The sequence below is a fragment of the Leifsonia sp. ALI-44-B genome, assembly GCF_001984125.1.
Lineage (GTDB): Bacteria > Actinomycetota > Actinomycetes > Actinomycetales > Microbacteriaceae > Okibacterium.
Genome location: NZ_MTQL01000007.1, coordinates 544089 through 559122, shown reverse-complemented (window position 1 = coordinate 559122; position 15034 = coordinate 544089). Strand labels below are relative to the sequence as shown.

At 65.9% G+C, this 15034-nt stretch carries 20 protein-coding genes; 12 read left to right on the top strand and 8 right to left on the bottom strand.

Annotation, left to right across the window (positions count from 1 at the left end; all coding sequences use genetic code 11):
• Window positions 1-11: 11 nt before the first annotated feature.
• Both ALI44B_RS09650 and ALI44B_RS09645 read right to left on the bottom strand, forming a co-directional pair.
• Complete coding sequence (locus ALI44B_RS09650; protein WP_077054493.1) at window positions 12-521, bottom strand: PH domain-containing protein; 510 nt, start codon at window positions 519-521, stop codon at window positions 12-14.
• Between the two features lie 82 nt (window positions 522-603).
• Window positions 604-789, bottom strand: coding sequence for a hypothetical protein (locus tag ALI44B_RS09645; protein WP_077054492.1), 186 nt, complete (start codon window positions 787-789; stop codon window positions 604-606).
• A gap of 415 nt (window positions 790-1204) precedes the next feature.
• Here ALI44B_RS09645 and ALI44B_RS09640 point away from each other — a divergent pair, with 415 nt between their 5' ends.
• Window positions 1205-1930, top strand: a complete 726-nt coding sequence (locus tag ALI44B_RS09640) for a LuxR C-terminal-related transcriptional regulator (protein WP_077054491.1) — start codon at window positions 1205-1207, stop codon at window positions 1928-1930.
• A 194-nt stretch (window positions 1931-2124) separates the two neighbouring features.
• Complete coding sequence (locus ALI44B_RS09635) at window positions 2125-2523, top strand: hypothetical protein (protein ID WP_077054490.1); 399 nt, start codon at window positions 2125-2127, stop codon at window positions 2521-2523.
• Window positions 2524-2607: 84 nt separating this feature from the next.
• On the opposite strand, the gene ALI44B_RS09630 is transcribed toward ALI44B_RS09635, so the two are convergent.
• Window positions 2608-3360 (bottom strand): cyclase family protein, encoded by a 753-nt coding sequence (locus ALI44B_RS09630; protein ID WP_083709841.1) that lies wholly within the window; start codon window positions 3358-3360, stop codon window positions 2608-2610.
• Between the two features lie 163 nt (window positions 3361-3523).
• Between ALI44B_RS09630 and ALI44B_RS09625 the strand changes: the two genes are divergently transcribed.
• The gene (locus ALI44B_RS09625) at window positions 3524-4150 is read left to right on the top strand and encodes a 2'-5' RNA ligase family protein (protein WP_077054489.1); all 627 of its coding nucleotides are present in this window, start codon (window positions 3524-3526) and stop codon (window positions 4148-4150) included.
• Between the two features lie 44 nt (window positions 4151-4194).
• Here ALI44B_RS09625 and ALI44B_RS09620 read toward each other — a convergent pair whose 3' ends face one another.
• Complete coding sequence (locus ALI44B_RS09620; protein ID WP_238592176.1) at window positions 4195-4689, bottom strand: winged helix-turn-helix transcriptional regulator; 495 nt, start codon at window positions 4687-4689, stop codon at window positions 4195-4197.
• A gap of 123 nt (window positions 4690-4812) precedes the next feature.
• On the opposite strand from ALI44B_RS09620, the gene ALI44B_RS09615 reads away from it, so the two are divergent.
• The 3 genes from ALI44B_RS09615 (at window position 4813) to ALI44B_RS09605 (ending at window position 6787) form a co-directional block, all read left to right on the top strand.
• A complete protein-coding gene (locus tag ALI44B_RS09615; RefSeq protein ID WP_077054488.1) occupies window positions 4813-5466 on the top strand; it encodes an FMN-dependent NADH-azoreductase in 654 nt (217 codons plus the stop codon).
• Between the two features lie 162 nt (window positions 5467-5628).
• A complete protein-coding gene (locus ALI44B_RS09610; protein ID WP_077054487.1) occupies window positions 5629-6336 on the top strand; it encodes a helix-turn-helix transcriptional regulator in 708 nt (235 codons plus the stop codon).
• 76 nt (window positions 6337-6412) lie between these two features.
• Window positions 6413-6787, top strand: coding sequence for a VOC family protein (locus ALI44B_RS09605; protein ID WP_077054486.1), 375 nt, complete (start codon window positions 6413-6415; stop codon window positions 6785-6787).
• A 62-nt stretch (window positions 6788-6849) separates the two neighbouring features.
• On the opposite strand, the gene ALI44B_RS09600 is transcribed toward ALI44B_RS09605, so the two are convergent.
• The gene (locus tag ALI44B_RS09600) at window positions 6850-7848 is read right to left on the bottom strand and encodes an SRPBCC family protein (RefSeq protein ID WP_077054485.1); all 999 of its coding nucleotides are present in this window, start codon (window positions 7846-7848) and stop codon (window positions 6850-6852) included.
• Window positions 7845-8090 (bottom strand): hypothetical protein, encoded by a 246-nt coding sequence (locus ALI44B_RS09595; RefSeq protein WP_077054484.1) that lies wholly within the window; start codon window positions 8088-8090, stop codon window positions 7845-7847. The genes ALI44B_RS09600 and ALI44B_RS09595 overlap by 4 nt, the downstream gene beginning before the upstream one ends.
• A gap of 271 nt (window positions 8091-8361) precedes the next feature.
• On the opposite strand from ALI44B_RS09595, the gene ALI44B_RS09590 reads away from it, so the two are divergent.
• From ALI44B_RS09590 to ALI44B_RS09580, 3 genes are all read left to right on the top strand, one after another.
• On the top strand, window positions 8362-8895 hold the full coding sequence (locus ALI44B_RS09590) for a helix-turn-helix domain-containing protein (RefSeq protein ID WP_077054483.1): 534 nt from the start codon (window positions 8362-8364) through the stop codon (window positions 8893-8895).
• A gap of 108 nt (window positions 8896-9003) precedes the next feature.
• Complete coding sequence (locus ALI44B_RS09585) at window positions 9004-9621, top strand: hypothetical protein (protein ID WP_143459169.1); 618 nt, start codon at window positions 9004-9006, stop codon at window positions 9619-9621.
• Window positions 9618-10241: an RNA polymerase sigma factor gene (locus ALI44B_RS09580; protein ID WP_202969379.1), complete on the top strand. Its 624-nt coding sequence runs from the start codon at window positions 9618-9620 to the stop codon at window positions 10239-10241. The genes ALI44B_RS09585 and ALI44B_RS09580 overlap by 4 nt, the downstream gene beginning before the upstream one ends.
• Before the next feature lie 137 nt (window positions 10242-10378).
• On the opposite strand, the gene ALI44B_RS09575 is transcribed toward ALI44B_RS09580, so the two are convergent.
• Window positions 10379-11323: an alpha/beta hydrolase family protein gene (locus tag ALI44B_RS09575; protein WP_077054480.1), complete on the bottom strand. Its 945-nt coding sequence runs from the start codon at window positions 11321-11323 to the stop codon at window positions 10379-10381.
• Window positions 11324-11440: 117 nt separating this feature from the next.
• Between ALI44B_RS09575 and ALI44B_RS09570 the strand changes: the two genes are divergently transcribed.
• From ALI44B_RS09570 to ALI44B_RS09560, 3 genes are all read left to right on the top strand, one after another.
• Window positions 11441-12067 carry a TetR/AcrR family transcriptional regulator gene (locus tag ALI44B_RS09570; RefSeq protein ID WP_083710144.1) on the top strand — a complete coding sequence of 209 codons (627 nt, stop codon included), beginning with the start codon at window positions 11441-11443 and terminating at the stop codon, window positions 12065-12067.
• Window positions 12055-12297 carry a hypothetical protein gene (locus ALI44B_RS09565; RefSeq protein ID WP_077054479.1) on the top strand — a complete coding sequence of 81 codons (243 nt, stop codon included), beginning with the start codon at window positions 12055-12057 and terminating at the stop codon, window positions 12295-12297. Before ALI44B_RS09570 ends, ALI44B_RS09565 begins: the two co-directional genes overlap by 13 nt.
• Window positions 12298-12460: 163 nt before the next feature.
• Entirely contained in the window at window positions 12461-14560 is a 2100-nt protein-coding gene (locus ALI44B_RS09560) for a serine hydrolase domain-containing protein (RefSeq protein WP_083709839.1), read from the top strand.
• A 124-nt stretch (window positions 14561-14684) separates the two neighbouring features.
• On the opposite strand, the gene ALI44B_RS09555 is transcribed toward ALI44B_RS09560, so the two are convergent.
• Entirely contained in the window at window positions 14685-15023 is a 339-nt protein-coding gene (locus ALI44B_RS09555) for a cupin domain-containing protein (protein WP_077054478.1), read from the bottom strand.
• Window positions 15024-15034 lie beyond the last annotated feature (11 nt).

Sequence of the window (15034 nt, the reverse complement as noted above, 5' to 3'; positions counted from 1 at the left end):
CCCGAGCACGGTCATCTCGTCCCGCCTGCACCGTCGTGACGTGCGTGAGAGGCCAACACGAAGCGGCGGATTGCTTCGGCGTCCTGCGCCGAGAGGGGGCCGAGGCGCTCGACATCCGTGATGCTGACGAATCTGACAGTCATCAGGCCGAAAGCTCGGAGGAGCGGGCCCTGAGTGCACTCGACATTGAGGATCTGGGCCGTCGGGATGAACGTCGTTCGCCGGAAGAAGCGCCCGCGGCCGATCAGAACGACATCGGCCGAGACGCTATAGGTCGTGTAGGTCATGCGCATCTGGTTGATGACGCGGAAATCGACGGTGAAGCCTCCCGCGGCAGCGGCGGCGAGGAGGCCCACGGCGGGGGCAAGCCAGGCAGGCGGCAGGAATGCGATGAGTGCCGAGACACCGATGAGCAGGGCCGCTGCCAGCTCGATCGCCGAGCGGGTCGTGAGGTAGCGAAGGGCAACCGAAGGAAGGTGCTTGTCGAGCAGATCCCTGGCAGCAGGGGGCACAGGCGTCATCGAATCATCCATCTGGAGTGGGCTAGAGTTGCACACCGCGTGCGGCCCATGTAGAAGATGGGCCGCACGCTTTGCGCTTCGGTCACTGAATTCCCAGTGCCTGAAGGATCCAGATGAGGATTGTGCCGTAGTTCACGCCGCGCTCGATCCAGCGCTGAACGGTTTTCGCGTTGCGCCGTGCCCAGGCGATGACCCGGTTGATCGTGCGTGCCGTGAATCGGCCGATCTGCGCTCCCAGCCAGATGATGAATCTCAGTACCGCGCCCATATGGGCTCCTCTCGTTGTGGTGGACGACTCCTGAATCGGATGTTGGAATATCAGAAGTCGCTCACGACGCTAGGTGGCCCTCGTTGTGGTCACAACGTTCGAATGGAGCGGGGGTCGTCATCCTTTTGGCTATATCGGTGGTTCCTGGCGAATGGCGTGCGGCAGGCGGGCGGGTGCGGGACTGTCGAGGCGCGGCGAAGGATTTCGACACGCCGTCGAGCTGGCGGTATTCGTAACTTTTCTGGGGCTCCAGATCGTTCTTCTGAGCCTCAGTAAGAGGCCGGAGCTGCCTGCGAGGGCGCGAACGGTAGCGGCCGATCTGGGTCGGGGCACCTGCGATCAGGCACACGAAGCGCTTGGCACGCGCCCGAGAGGGTGAGCGCCTCTAGTAGCTTCGAGTCGTCGAGGAGGGGCTATGTCTGACGCCGGAGTCACGGTTCTCGTGGCGGAGCGAGAAACTCTTCTGCGACGCGCTCTGCGAGAGCTCGTGAACAGCGACTCCGCGTCGACCGTCGTCGGAGAGGCACGCGATGTGCAAGCTGTCGTTCGTCAGGCCGCAGCGCTTCGCCCCGACATCATCGTCCTCGGCCAGTGTCTGGCCGAAACAAACGGCGCTGAAGTTGCAAAACAGATGCTCGACAACGATCCGGACGCTCGGATCGTTGCGATCTTCTCGAGGGGTGCTTCCGCGGTCGCGCTGTTGCGTGCGGGCGTGGCCGGAGTGGTGTGGGCCGACGGAGAACCGGAGGAACTCACGACAGCCATCCGTAGTGTCGCCTCCGGGTGTGAGGTTCTATCGGCTCGAGCGTCTCGCGAGGTCATCCGGTTCGTTCGAGAGCAGCCGGCCCGCAAGCCCGCTCCCGATCCGCGCCGGCACGGACTTTCGGGGCGCGAGATGCAGGTCGTGGTCTCCCTGGCGGGTGGCCGTTCGAACAGCGAGATCTCCCGCGATCTGCGGCTGTCGGAACCGACCGTGAAAAGTCATCTCAGTAGGGTCATGGCCAAGTGGCAGGTGCGCGATCGCACCCAGGTGCTTCTTCTGGCCGCTCGATACGACCTCGTTGACATCTCGTCCGGCCTCGGCAGCGTCGACCTTGCCGGGACTCGCGGGCGTGGGTCGACGGTGTCAGAAGTCTCCTAGAGCGCTGGCCGGAGAGCGTCTGGCCGGTCGCGCGCGATCCGCCGCTGGCCGAGGTTGCCGATCCAGCGGACGGCGAAGGCGGTCAGCTCACGCTGGCGATTCCGAGACACGGAACCGTGTCGCCCGGTGTGGTGCGGCAGATCATCAAGGTCGTGCCGAGTGCGCCCGAGAGCTGGAGGTAACTGGTGGCAGGAATGACGAGCTCGAATTCGAAGCCGAAGCGTCGCTTCGAGGCGACCGCGCGGCGCGAGGGCCGGTGGTGGATCGTGACCGTCGACGAACTGCAGGCCGTCACGCAAGCGCGTTCGGTGCGCGAAATCGACGACATGGCGACAGGTCTGGTGTCGGCGTTGCTCGATCTCGAGCCCGACGACATCGAAGTCCGCGTCGAGGTCCAGCTCCCCAGCGAGGTTGCCGAGGCGTGGCGTGAGGCGGGCCGGCTGCGCGAACAGGCCGACGAAGCATCCCGGCAGGCCGCCGAGCTCAGCAGGAGGGCCGTGCGCTCGCTCGTCTCGGAGCAACGCGTCACGCAGGTCGATGCCGCAGCGCTTCTCGGCATCTCGCAGCAGCGCGTGCACCAGCTCGCGCACTGAGTTCGGCGGCCCAGGGGTTCGGGCTCGAGCGTTCGGTCGGGACGGGCGGTTCTCGAGAGAGGGCCCGTCCCGCGTCTCTCGTCGCTAGGAGACGATGGCGTAGGCGCGCACCGGGAACGTGCCGAAACCCTCGACCGAAGGCGGGGCCGCCGTGAAGCGGGCGCCCGTCGTCGGCACCGAGCCGAGGTTGGTGAGGTGCTCGACCACGTGGATGCCCGCCGCCAGAAGCTTCGAGTGCACGGGCCGTTCGCCGCCCGATTCGGTGTCGTCGATGTTGAGCGAGTCGATGCCCACGAGCGCCACCCCCGCCTCGATGAGGTAGTCGACGGCGTCCTCGGCCAGGAACGGCGCGCCCGAACCATACTCGGGGCTGCCGAAGCGCGTGTCCCAACCCGTGTGCACGAGCAACGCGTAACCCGCGAGGTCGAGGTTGCAATTGGCGACGAGGCGGGCGACATCTGAGGCCGGGATGCCTCGGCTCGCGGCATCCGGAACGTGCAGCACGGCCGTGGGCAGGTCGACGAGGGTCGAGAGATCGAGGGCGGCCAGGTCGGGGCCGTCGCCGTAGCGGTGGAAGGGGCTGTCGAGGTAAGTGCCCGTGTTGCCGATCATGGTGATGATGTCCATGGCGAACTCGGTGCCGGGGGCATAGACCGTGCGCGAGTGCTCGCGCGTGAGGTGCGGGGTGAACGTCGGCACGGGCAGCCCCGGGTAGGTGACGAGGCCCTCTCGGATGACATGGCTCAGGTCGATGACCCGACGCGCGCTTGTGGTGGGCCCGTCCTTGTGGTCGTCGGAGTGGTGCGAGATCGGGGTGGTGCCGTCGTAGTCGCTCATGGGCTCATTATTCAGGAGGACGGCGCGCGCGGGGATGCGCCGGGAGAAGCTGGCGGAAAAGCGTCCGAGCGCGACCGTTCTTCGCTCCCGCGAGGCTGCGGTGACCGGCGGGGCCGCTGGCGTTCGTGATTGTTGGCGATTCTTCGCGCTAGGCTCGCCCGCTATGAGCGACGTCGTCAGCCTCGAACTCCTCCTCGACCAGGCAACCGAGGATGCGGTGCGTGCGGAGTGGGCGGCGCTCGCCGATGCGCGCATGTCGAGCCTCGCGCCGCACGCCTCCCCGAGCAACCGGCCGCACGTGACGCTGCTCGTGCGGCCGACTCTCGCGCCGCTGGATGCCGCGCTGCTCGCCCGCATCGCCGCCACCCTGCCGCTCGCGGTGACGTTGGGCGAGCCCATCCTGTTCGGCGAGGGCGATCGTCGCGTCTTCGTGCGCCCGGTCGCGCTCACGCCCGAGCTGGAGGAACTGCATCGGATGCTGCACGCCGGCGTTGCGGTCGGGGAGGGCCCGGATCGGCGTGAGGTCGCCGGTGCGCGCGGCAGCCAAGATGTGCCGCTCCGGGCCTCTGATCGCACTGGCGCTCTTGAGGGCGACGATACGCCTATGGATGAGGATGCCCCGCACACGCGGCCGGGGGAGTGGACGCCGCACGTGACGCTCGCGCGACGACTGCGGGTGTCAGACATTCCCGCGGCACGGGCGCTTGTTGCCGGTGAGCTGCACGGACAGGTGACGGCGCTGCGACGGTGGGATGCGGCATCCAAGACCGTCACTCAGCTCGTCGGCTAGCGCGACCAGATCAGATCGGCGCGACTTCAGAAGCAGGTGTGCCTTCAAGACCCATTCGCTCGTGCCGGCGCGCTCTGGCCATGCTCGGCTTCGTCGGAGATGCCTTGCGCGGCGTCGTCGAATCGGCGGCGGTGGTCGGATATCTGGTGCTGATTGTCACTCACCCACTCGGCGAGGGAGAGTGCGAGCGTCTGCAGGGAACGCCCGATGTCGGTGAGTTCGTATTCGACCCGGGGCGGCACCTCGGCGTAGACCGTGCGGGTGATGAGGCCGTCGCGTTCGAGCGCGCGCAGGGTGACGGTGAGCATGCGGCGGGAGATGCCCGGGATCATTTCGGCGATCTCGGTGAACCGCCGGCGGTCCGTTCCGAGGATGCCGATGACGAGCAGCGTCCACTTGTCGCCGATGCGAGACAGGAGTGATCGGAACAGCTCTGGTGACTCGCCGGTGCAGAGCCGCGCCATGGCGGGCATCGTGTCGCCGAGCCGCTCGTTCATGGCGCTGATGAGGGTCAGGTCGCGCTCGGTCAGATCGGTCACGCCGTGCCTCTCGGTTACCCCGCGGTAACAGGGCCTCAGTTGCCGTAACGGGCAACGGTGCTGAATAGTCACTAATCGTAACCCATGCCGGATCACGAGTCCGGCAGACCGAGAAGGAGAACCATGTCTTTGTTCCGTCTGGACGCCAGCATCCGCATCGAGGGCTCCACGAGCCGCGCGCTCGGCGACGTCGTAGAGGCTGAGTGGACCGCCGCCCACCCCGACGCCGCGATCACGCGCCGTCACATCGGCGTCGACCCGATCCCCGCCACCGCCTGGGCCGATGCCGTCGCCGCGTCGATGACCCCGGAAACCGATCGCACCCCCCAGCAGGTCGCCGCCGTGCAGCTGGCCGCGACCCTGGCCGACGAGCTGATCGGCGCCGACACCCTGCTCTTCGCGGTGCCCCTCTACAACTTCGGGGTTTCGCAGCACTTCAAGGCCTACGTCGACCTTCTCATCACCGATCCGCGCCTCGCCCCCGGCGCCCCCGACGCGCTCGCCGGCAAACCCGCCGTGCTCGTCACCGTTCAAGGCGGCAACTACGCCGCCGGAACTCCGCGCGAGGGCTGGGACCACGCCACCTCCTGGATGCGCCGCATCCTCGAGGATGTGTGGAAGCTCGACCTCGAGGTCGTCACCCGCGCGTTCACCCTCGTGGGCGTGAACCCGGCCCTCGACCAGTTCACCGACATCGCCGACGAGCTCAGAGACCTGGCCGAGCGGAACGCCGCCGACAGCGGTCGCAAACTCGCCGCGCGCCGAGCGGCCGCCTAGCCGCGAACTCGCGGGGCTGCGGCGGGGCGGAAATGCCGCAACCCCGCAGCAGCCCTGTGGTCAAAGTCTGAGCAACTTTCCGGCGTCGCGCACCTGAGCTGAAGACATCCGCGGTGTGAATCGCTGGGAGCAGTGGGGTTGAGCGGGAACTAGGGTCGGGGTATGACACGCACCGATCGGCTCTACGCGCTCGTGGAGGAGCTGCGGGCCGTGGCGCCACGACCGAGAAGCGCTCGGTGGCTTGCCGAGCGATTCGAGGTGAGCTCGCGCACCATCGAGCGAGACCTGTCGGTGCTGCAGCAGAGCGGGGTGCCGATCTGGGCAGAACCCGGCCGCACAGGCGGATACTGCCTCGACACAACGCACACCCTCGCACCGCTCGGGTTCACGGTCGACGAGGCGCTCGCCATGATGGTTGCCCTGGGCACCCTGGCCGCGAGCCCGTTTCGGGATTCGGCGACGTCGGCTCTGCGCAAGATCGTCGCCGTCACGGACGATCGCAGATTGAGGGAAACGGCCGACCTGGCTTCGCGCATCCATCTGCTCGGCGACGACAAGCCGACCGAAGCGCCCAGTGGTCTCGCTGCAGCATTGCGCACGGGGCACGTTCTTCGCATCTCGTACACCGACCGGGATGGCGGCACCACCGAGCGGGATGTCGAACCGATGGGGTTCGTCGGCAAAGGTGACAATTGGTACCTGATCGCATGGTGTCGGCTGCGCGACGGTCTTCGCGCGTTCCGGGGCGACCGGATCGCCGACGCCGAGCCTCTGAGTGAGCGGGCACCGCGTCGAACCCTGCGCGCCGAGGATCTCGGCATCGTCGAGGGACGGCTCCGAGCGATTGGGCCGGGCCAAGATACGGCCTAAACACCGACACGACGTTGTCGCTCGGGGCCCGCACACTGATGAGGTCGGGCCGGATGGCGCGGCTGGAAGGATAATCATGGACCTCGCATCAATCCGCATCATCACGCACGACGTCGACCGCCTCACCCGCTTCTACGAGGCGGTGACGGGAGTCACAGCCACGCGGCCTGCCCCGGTATTCGCCGAACTTCGAACGACCTCGGGCACCGTGGCGATAGCCAGCACGGCGACGGTTGCCATGCTCGGCGACAGCGCCCCGCAGCCGGCCAGCAATAACTCGATCATCATCGAATTCCTCGTCACAGACGTCGACGCCGAATTCGCTCGCCTCCACGACGTGCTCGACGACGTGGCATTGCCGCCGACGACCATGCCGTGGGGCAACAGGTCCACGCTCTTCCGCGACCCGGACGGCAACCTCGTCAACCTCTTCTCACGCCCGGCGCTGTGATCAGCGGGGGAGGCGGGCAGTAGTCACGCCTCCACGTCGCCTCTGAGGTGTCGCTTCTCGGGTCAGCGGAATGCGCGGCTGATCGCGCCGCCCGTCTGGAACAGGGTGATCCACACGAGGAACTTTTGAATGGGGCGCAGGGGTAAAGCGACGAGCCTTCTCCACCCCGGGCGTCGCGCCCATGACTTGATGATCTTCACCTGGGTGCCGCCAGTCGTGGCCTCCAAGGTGAACTCCGTCAGAACAGCATTGCTGTGCGGGGCATCGGGGTAGGCGAAGCTCCACGCGATCCTCCCCGGATGGTGCGCTGTGACGAGTTCGATGCTGCGGCGGCGGAACCCGGGCTTCACCTTCACCGGCTTGCCATCCGGGCGGCTTGCGGGAGCGACGCCGTGCCACACCGTACCGGGCGTGACGTCCTGGGCTGCATCGTCGATGGAGCCGACACTCATCTCCCAATCGGGGATGCGTGCCGGGTCCGCGAGCAACTTCCACACGTCGTCGATCGGCGCTGAAACGAATGCCTCGATCGACCCTGACGCCCGTCCCTTCACCTGTGTGGGCTTGGTCGCCGTTCTTTCGGCAGTCGCGTCGAACTGTTCGAGGTGTTCGAGGTGTTCGAGCACAGCCTGAGGTGTCGTGCCGAGGCGGTTGAGGATGTCGGCGATCAGTCCGCTGGGCTCGGAGACGAGTTCTCGCAGCACGGCGGCGGCGTCGCCGTTCCTGTCCTTCTCGACGGAGCGCGCGAAGAGGTCGGAAGCGCGCTTGCTCCACTCATATCCGTCTGTCTCGTGAAACACGATCCGTCCGGCCTCGGGGAATGAAGCCTCGATGCCGAGTGATGCCAGCTGGGCCGCATGCGCCTCCTCGACGGCACGGCGGGCGCCCTCGATGTCGATGCCCATGCTGCGCAGTGAGGCTCCAGCGGGTTGATCGCTGATGACGAGGGCGAGGAACAGGTGCTCGAGGTCCGCTACGCGAAGCCCTGCTCGGGATGCTTCCTCCATAGCGGCGAGGGACAGAGATTGACTGGTCTGAGCGGCGCGAACGAACTTGCTCATGCGTTCCTCCTGGGGATCGGGATCGTGGGGTCGACTCGTTTGGAGTGCTTCTTATGGGCCGCCTGCCGCGTCACCCCGAGCGCGTCAGCGATGTCCTGCCAGGTCATCCCCGCCCGCAGTGCGGCCTCGACTTGCCGAAGCTCCAACGTGTCGGCGAGAACCCGCAACGATGCCACGGCCCGCAACCCTGCTTTCGGGTCGCTGGTGTCGGCTGCCACGGCCGCAATCTGTGAGGACTCCATGCCGTCAACCTATGTTGCTAAGAACCGGTTTGTCAACCTGGGTTGCTCTGGGGTTGTCGGGCCGAGCCTCGACCGGAAGTACCCGCTCTCGATCCAACGTGCGACGGAGTAGCCGCCGGCTGTGCCAACATCGATATGGGATGCTTCGCCACATCGAACTGCTACACAAGACCGGTGGCGGGTCGGAGGCGGCTCGATGGCGGCTCGCTGGCGGCCGATTGGCGGCCCGGTGACGTGGCGCTGACATGAAGGGCCAAGCAATGGTTGAACTATGAATCAAACACGAATAATCGAACTCCGACAGGCTAAGGGGTGGACCCAAGAACGGCTCGCAAACGAGAGCGGCGTCGGCCTTCGGACCGTTCAAAGACTCGAGGCAGGGCAGGACGCGAGCCTGGAAACACTTTCCCTCGTCGCAGATGCCCTGATGGTTCCAGTGCGAAGTCTCTTCTCTACGATCGATAGTGAAGACCTCAGTAACCGGGTCGACTCAATGCAAAGCCGCGTCGATGAACAGCAAGCGGCACGCGACCGGATCACAACTGCCTGGCGCTGGCTCTATGTCGGAATCGGCATTGTGCTGACTTTGCTCAGCTTCACATTTGCTCAGGGCTTTGTTCTGTTCCTGAGCTACTGGACCGGCGGCTATCTCATCCTGGCCGCAATACGGAGGATCTACCTCGAACCCCATCTGGACGCGAAGTATCCCCTGTCCCGACGCCAGGAAACACGACGAGAGCGACGTCAAAAGGCGCGAGGCGATGACTCGGCGCACGCTGAGACAATCCGCTCCACAGAGGACTGAGGCCACCCAACAAAGCGGGGTTGCTTGTCGCGTTTTTCTCGGTCACTGAGACGGTTTCGCCCGGGTTTGTCATGTTCTTGATGAGTGATCATGGTGAAGGGACCAGCGATGAAAGAACGTGACATGTCCGACCTCGAGTCGGCAAACCCGGTCGCAGCCGACGGCGACGACAAGCTTCATGAGCTGGTGGGGCAGATGGCGCGTGCCGCTCGGCTCCAGGCCGGGGAGGAAAGGTCCGTGGAGGCGGCGACCTGGTGGAAGCGGCCCCGTGCCCTTCTGCCGATCAGTGTCGTGAGCATCGTCGCGCTCACGGGCGGGGCGATACTCATCCCGCTCACCCTGTCGGTCAGCGGCGTGGAGGTCGAACCCGACGTTGAGATCCCAATCGTCTATACAACGGACACCGGCGTAGACGTGAGTTGTCGCGAACAGATCTTCTTCGGCGAACCGAGCGGACGCGACGAGGCGGATGTCCGCATCGCTGAATTCATGCGCACCCATGACTGGACGGGTATCGGCCAACGGATCTACGAAGACGCCCTCGCCACTCCGATCATCCCGGAACGCGACGGTGGCACGGAACCGGGTTTCGACCAAGCATCCTTCTCGGCCGCCGCGAGCCGGCTGATCGAGGCGGAAATCCCCGCCTCTCTCCGAGGGGCGGGGGAAGAAGAGGGCACGGTCTACAGTTCGGCGACAGATTGCACGGGAGAGCTGCACCGATGACTCGACCCGCCGCCCCAGACCCCGACAGCTGGGCCGAAATGGTCATCATTACCAACGCCGACGACCTTCTTCGCTATTTTCGTCGTCGCGTCGATGAGCCGGAGGATGCCGCCGACCTTTTGGGGCGAACGTTGCTCGCATTGTGGGAAAGCGCGCGAAAGGTGCCTGCGGCTGACGAGGCGGCACGGATGTGGTGCTTCGGGATCGCACGCAACCTGCTTCGCGAGCATTACCGGAGTGCAACGAAACGCACGTCGATTGCGAATGCTCTGCGGGATTACCTTTCCGATTCTGCGTCAGTGGGCGAATCCGCTGACACGGTTCTCGACTCGGACCTGCAGGCACAGTCGGTGCGGCGAGCCGTTCGGCGACTTGATGAGCGCTCTCGGGAGCTCGTCATCCTGATCCATTGGGATGGTTTCAGCATTGCGCAGGCGGCACGGCTTCTGTCGATGAATGCATCCACGGCGCGCACCCGATACGGCCGCGCGCTCCACCGGCTCCGCAACGAGCTGGACGGCCTTTCCTTCGCGGACGACGCAGGCGAAACGCCATTGGGAGGCGGTGCAGGCCAAATCGATCGCCTACACGCTCGATCCGCCGGCGTTACTGACCGATAGAACCAACGAAAAATCAGATGTCCCCGATAGGGGATGCTTCACCGGACGCCCGGAGCGTGAAACACCCGGACGTCCGGCTCAGACCCGCTCACCCGCCAGCGGTTACTCGTATGTGTCGGCGTGTGTGATCCCGCGTATTACTTGCTGTCGGCTCGACCGACAGACTCGCCGCTGCTGTTGAAAGCGGCGCGGGCTGCGGACCAGCTGTTCTCGTCGACATGCAGAGCGGACTGAAGGTAGGCGGTACTCATTCGCTGGATGACGGCCACCCGCTCAGGGTTCTCGTCGGTGGTCTCGGCCACTTCGTAGCCGACGATCCCGCCCAGGGCGTGTTCCGCGCCATAGAAGGTGAGGAGGTCGGTGGCGCCGGGGCTGTACGTGTACGCGTCGGTGAACCAGTCGGGTCCGCGGCTAGACATCTTGGACTGGTCGTGGTCGCCTGCGATGACGAGGGTGGGTGTCGTGAGCTGCTGGAAAGAGGGACGCATGAACGGGAAATTCGCTCGCGCGAACGGGTGAAGGTCATCGCCGCCGATACCCGTAGCGGCCAACAAGATGCCCGCAGTGACACGGCTGTCGGACAGGTCCTCGCCGACCTGGCCTGCTTCGGTGAAGATCCGGGCGCCCAGGAGCGACTGCGCCGTTTGTCCGCCCCAGGAGTGACCGGTAGCAGCGATCCGGCTGCGGTCGATGCGTCCAGCAAGCCCTGGGATGGCATCCTCGACGGTGTCGAGCTGGTCGAGGATTCGTGTGAGATCTGCGATCCGCTCGGTCCAGATCGTCGGAAATACCGGAGAGTCGAACCCGAAGCCGTTTCGGCGCGAATCGAGATGGGTGGGCTGAATCACGACAAATCCTCGCGAGGCCCAGAACGCGGTGAGCGGGGCATAGCCGTCGAGATTCCAGCCATTGCCATGCGAGAAAAGCACCACCGGGAGGTTCGTACCGGTCGCCGGCGCGGATACGCGCACCTCGAGTGGGACAGCCCGGCCGGGCGCCGACAGGGTGACGGGGGCGACGGAGACCACCGGCGCGCCCGTTCCGATGATGTCGTCTAGAGCGTCAATAAGAAGCGAGGTCATAGCAATTCCTTTTCGAAGTGCGCTCTGCAATACTGGTTATCGGAGCGTCGTTCCGTAACGTTACGGAACGATGCTCCGAAAGGCAAGCTTGTGTTAGAAAATGGAGAGGACGGGCAGATGTCAGAGATGCACAGCGACCAATCGCATCCTGCGCAGACCCAGCACGTTGGCCGCCCTCGTCGAAGCCAGCAAGCACTCCTTGATGCTGCGGCAGCGGTATTCGTGACCTCTGGTGTCGAGGCGCCGGTGCGTGAGATTGCAGCGAAGGCCGGCGTTGGTGTGGGAACGATCTACCGTCATTTCCCGACGCGCTCAGAGCTGGTGGTGGCGGTCTATCGGCATCAGGTCGAGGCGTGTGCGGACGCCGGCCCGCGGCTCCTCGCCGAGCGCCCAACGCCCGAAGAGGCTCTGCGGGCATGGGTGGCCCTCTTTGTAGAGTTCCTCGTCACTAAACATGGGCTCGCCGGTGCGCTGCAGGGGGACAGTGCCGGCTCCGACGCTCTTCATGCCTACTTCGTTGGCCGTCTCGTCCCAGTGTGCGGCGAGCTTCTCGAAGCAGCGCTCCAAGCCGCGGGTTCCGCTCCGCCCGTCGATGCCTACAACGTTCTCAAGGGCATCGGGAATCTGTGCATCGGTACTGCAAACGATGCGCGGTACGACGCTTCTGGTCTCGTGCAATTGCTCATCTCCGGCGTGCTCTCGGGGCAGCCCCGCGGCATTACCATCGGAGGGTGTTCAACGTAGGCCAGCGCACCGCCGTAGAGGGCGCGTTCGCTCTCGCCGGCTACGAAGGGGCGATTCGAACGCTGCCCGTCACCAGCGAGGACGAACGCATATTCGTGCTCGGGCGAGACGACTTGGGACGGCTTCGCGACATCCGGACGCTGGAGCAGGTCGTTGGCCAACTCCTCGGGCGCAAGGTCGCAATCATCGATGTGGGGCCCGATTCCCCTGCTTCTGTCCCGTTCACGTAGTGTCCGGTAGCGGATGCTTGGCCGGGTGCGACCTCCTGTGATTACTTTGTGGCCCATCGACGGCGCCCGCGCCGGGCGATACCGGTGTTGTACAGGCGCGGTGACGCTCGTTCGGGGGGATCTATCTGGTCCGGCGGGCAAAACAAACCTGCCAGTATGAATTGTGTCGATCTTCCGCCGCCTGCCCCGCATCCGACGTTCCTCTGACCGGCCCCTCGGCCGCCGTGCGCTCACGGCGCTGTTGGCCAGCGCGGTGATCGTCGTCATTCCGCTGGGATCGGCCGGTGTCGGCGCGACTGCCGGAACGGTCGCTCACGCATCCGGAAGCGCCATCGAGGGGCAACATTCGGGCATGACGTCGACGGCGATAGCTGCCGCGGCGCCCCGCGAGGCAGGGATCGACAGCCGCGCACCCGAACTGACGACCGCGGATGCCGAGGCCTGGCTCGACGGCCTGCTTCCCTCGATGCTGCAGCGCGAGGGCATCACGGGTGCGGTGGTCTCGGTGGTGTCGCACGGTGAGGTCGTGACGCAGCAGGGTTACGGCTCGTCCGAAGCCGGGACCTCGACTACCGAACCGCGGCCGGTCGACGCCGACACGACGCTCTTCCGCATCGGTTCGGTGTCGAAGCTCGTCACCGCGACGGCCGTCATGCAGCTCGTCGACCAGGGACGCGTCGACCTCGACGAGCCCGTGCAGAACTACGTCGACATCGAGGTGCCGAACCGGTTCGACCGGCCGATCACCTTGCGACACCTGCTGTCGCACACCGCGGGTCTGGAGGACGAGATCGGCGGCCTCATCACGGGCGACGCGAACGGCCGCCCCACGCTGCGCGAAGCACTCGCCTCCGAACCGCCGGAGCAGATCTTCGAACCGGGCACGACGCCCGCCTACTCCAACTACTCGAACGGGCTCGCCGCTTACGTGGTCGAGCAGGTGACGGGCCAGGACTTCGAGGCCTACGCCACCGAGAACATCCTCGAGCCGGCCGGCATGGCAACGGCAACCTACGCACAGCCGCTCTCCGCCGAGCAGCAGAGGGACATGTCCCGGGGCTATGACTTCCGCGGTTCGGAGGAAGTGCCCTTCGAGGTCGTCACCCCCTCACCCGCGGGCGCGATCTCGGCGACCGCGACCGATATGAGTCGCTTCATGCTCGCTCAGCTCGGACACTCCCCGGTGCTCTCGCCCGGCATGCTCGAGCTCATGCACGAGCCGGCTCTCGGCGCCGACACGTTGGGCGGCCTGGCCGAAGGGCCGCGCATGACGCTCGGCTTCTTCGAACGCGACCGCAACGGTCACCGCATCCTGAGTCACGCGGGCGACCTCACAGCGTTCCACGCGCAACTCGAGATCTTCCCCGCCGACGACGCGGGAATCTTCATCTCGCTCAACAGCACGGGTGTGAACGGTGACGCCACCACCGCCATCCGCGATGCCGTGACGACCGGTTTCGCCGACCGTTACTTCCCCGACACGCGCCCGGCGCCCGCCCCGATCGATACCGCGGCCGCGCACGCCGAGACCCTGGCCGGCACCTACGAATTCTCGCGGCGCGGCGAGTCCACCTTCATCCGCCTCTTCTTCATCCTGTCGTCGGCGGAGGTCGTGCCTCAGCCCGACGGCTCCCTGACCGTTTCGGCCATCGTGGATGCCGCGGGTCAGCCCCTCACCTTCGTCGAGGTCGAGCCGTGGGTGTGGCAGGAGCGCGACGGTCAGCGGCGCATTGCCGCGGACGTGGTCGGGGGAGAGGTGCGCGCCATCTCGTTCGACCCCGCGTTCACGCTGCAGCCGATGTCGAGTGACCGGGCCGCCGTTCCCCTGATCGCGGCGTTCACCCTGGTGGTGCTGGCGATCGCGCTCGTGTCGTGGCCCGTCGGTGCCGGCATCCGACGGTATGCACGCCGACCTTCGACATCGCGTGCGCTCGTGCGGCGGCTGCGTCTGGCCGTGCACGTGGCCTTGCTCGCGCTCGTGGCCGCCGTCCCGCTGTGGATGATGGTGGCCGAAGCGCTCCTGACCGACTCGGGTTCGCCGGGTCCCGTCGTCATCCGCGGCGCGCAGGTGCTCACGGCGGTTGCGGCGCTGGGCGTCGTTCCGTCAGCCTGGCTGGTCGTCGAGACCGTGCGGTCGCGTGACCCTCGCCGGGCGTCGTGGTGGCTGCTGCTCGTCGGGCGCGTCATCGTCACGCTGGCCTTCCTCGGCCTCGGATACCTCTGCCTCGTCGGCGGTATCTTGCAGCCGAGCCTCAGCTACTAACGAGAAGTTATTCAGCGCGGCAGCTTCAGTAACTGGGCCGGAAGCTACACGACCACTTGATCGCGGAGTAACGCGCGGCGGCCCAAGGTTGCACTTCCGATAGGGGGAGAGAAGCGCAGAGACCCTAAGCGCGGTCGCCGCGAGAATTGGGCGTACTGATCACGAGGAAACGCACGTCCCGCGGTCCCGGATTCGTGAACTGATGCCCGACGCCTGGCGCGATTTCTATGCCGGACCTAGCCTCCAGCGGCACATCGCCGTTGTCGGTCCGCATGACTGCCGTTCCTTCCAGTACGTAGAAGAACTGCCGAGCATGCACGTGAGCGTGCCACTCTTCCTCGCCGCCAGCGGGAACCCGCTCCTCGATTACCGAGAGATCATCCCCGTCGAGCAGGCGCCAGCCGTCGCTGATTTCCCCCCACACGTAGTGTTCGGCGTTGGTCGTGTTGATAGGGCGAATCATCCCTCGATGCT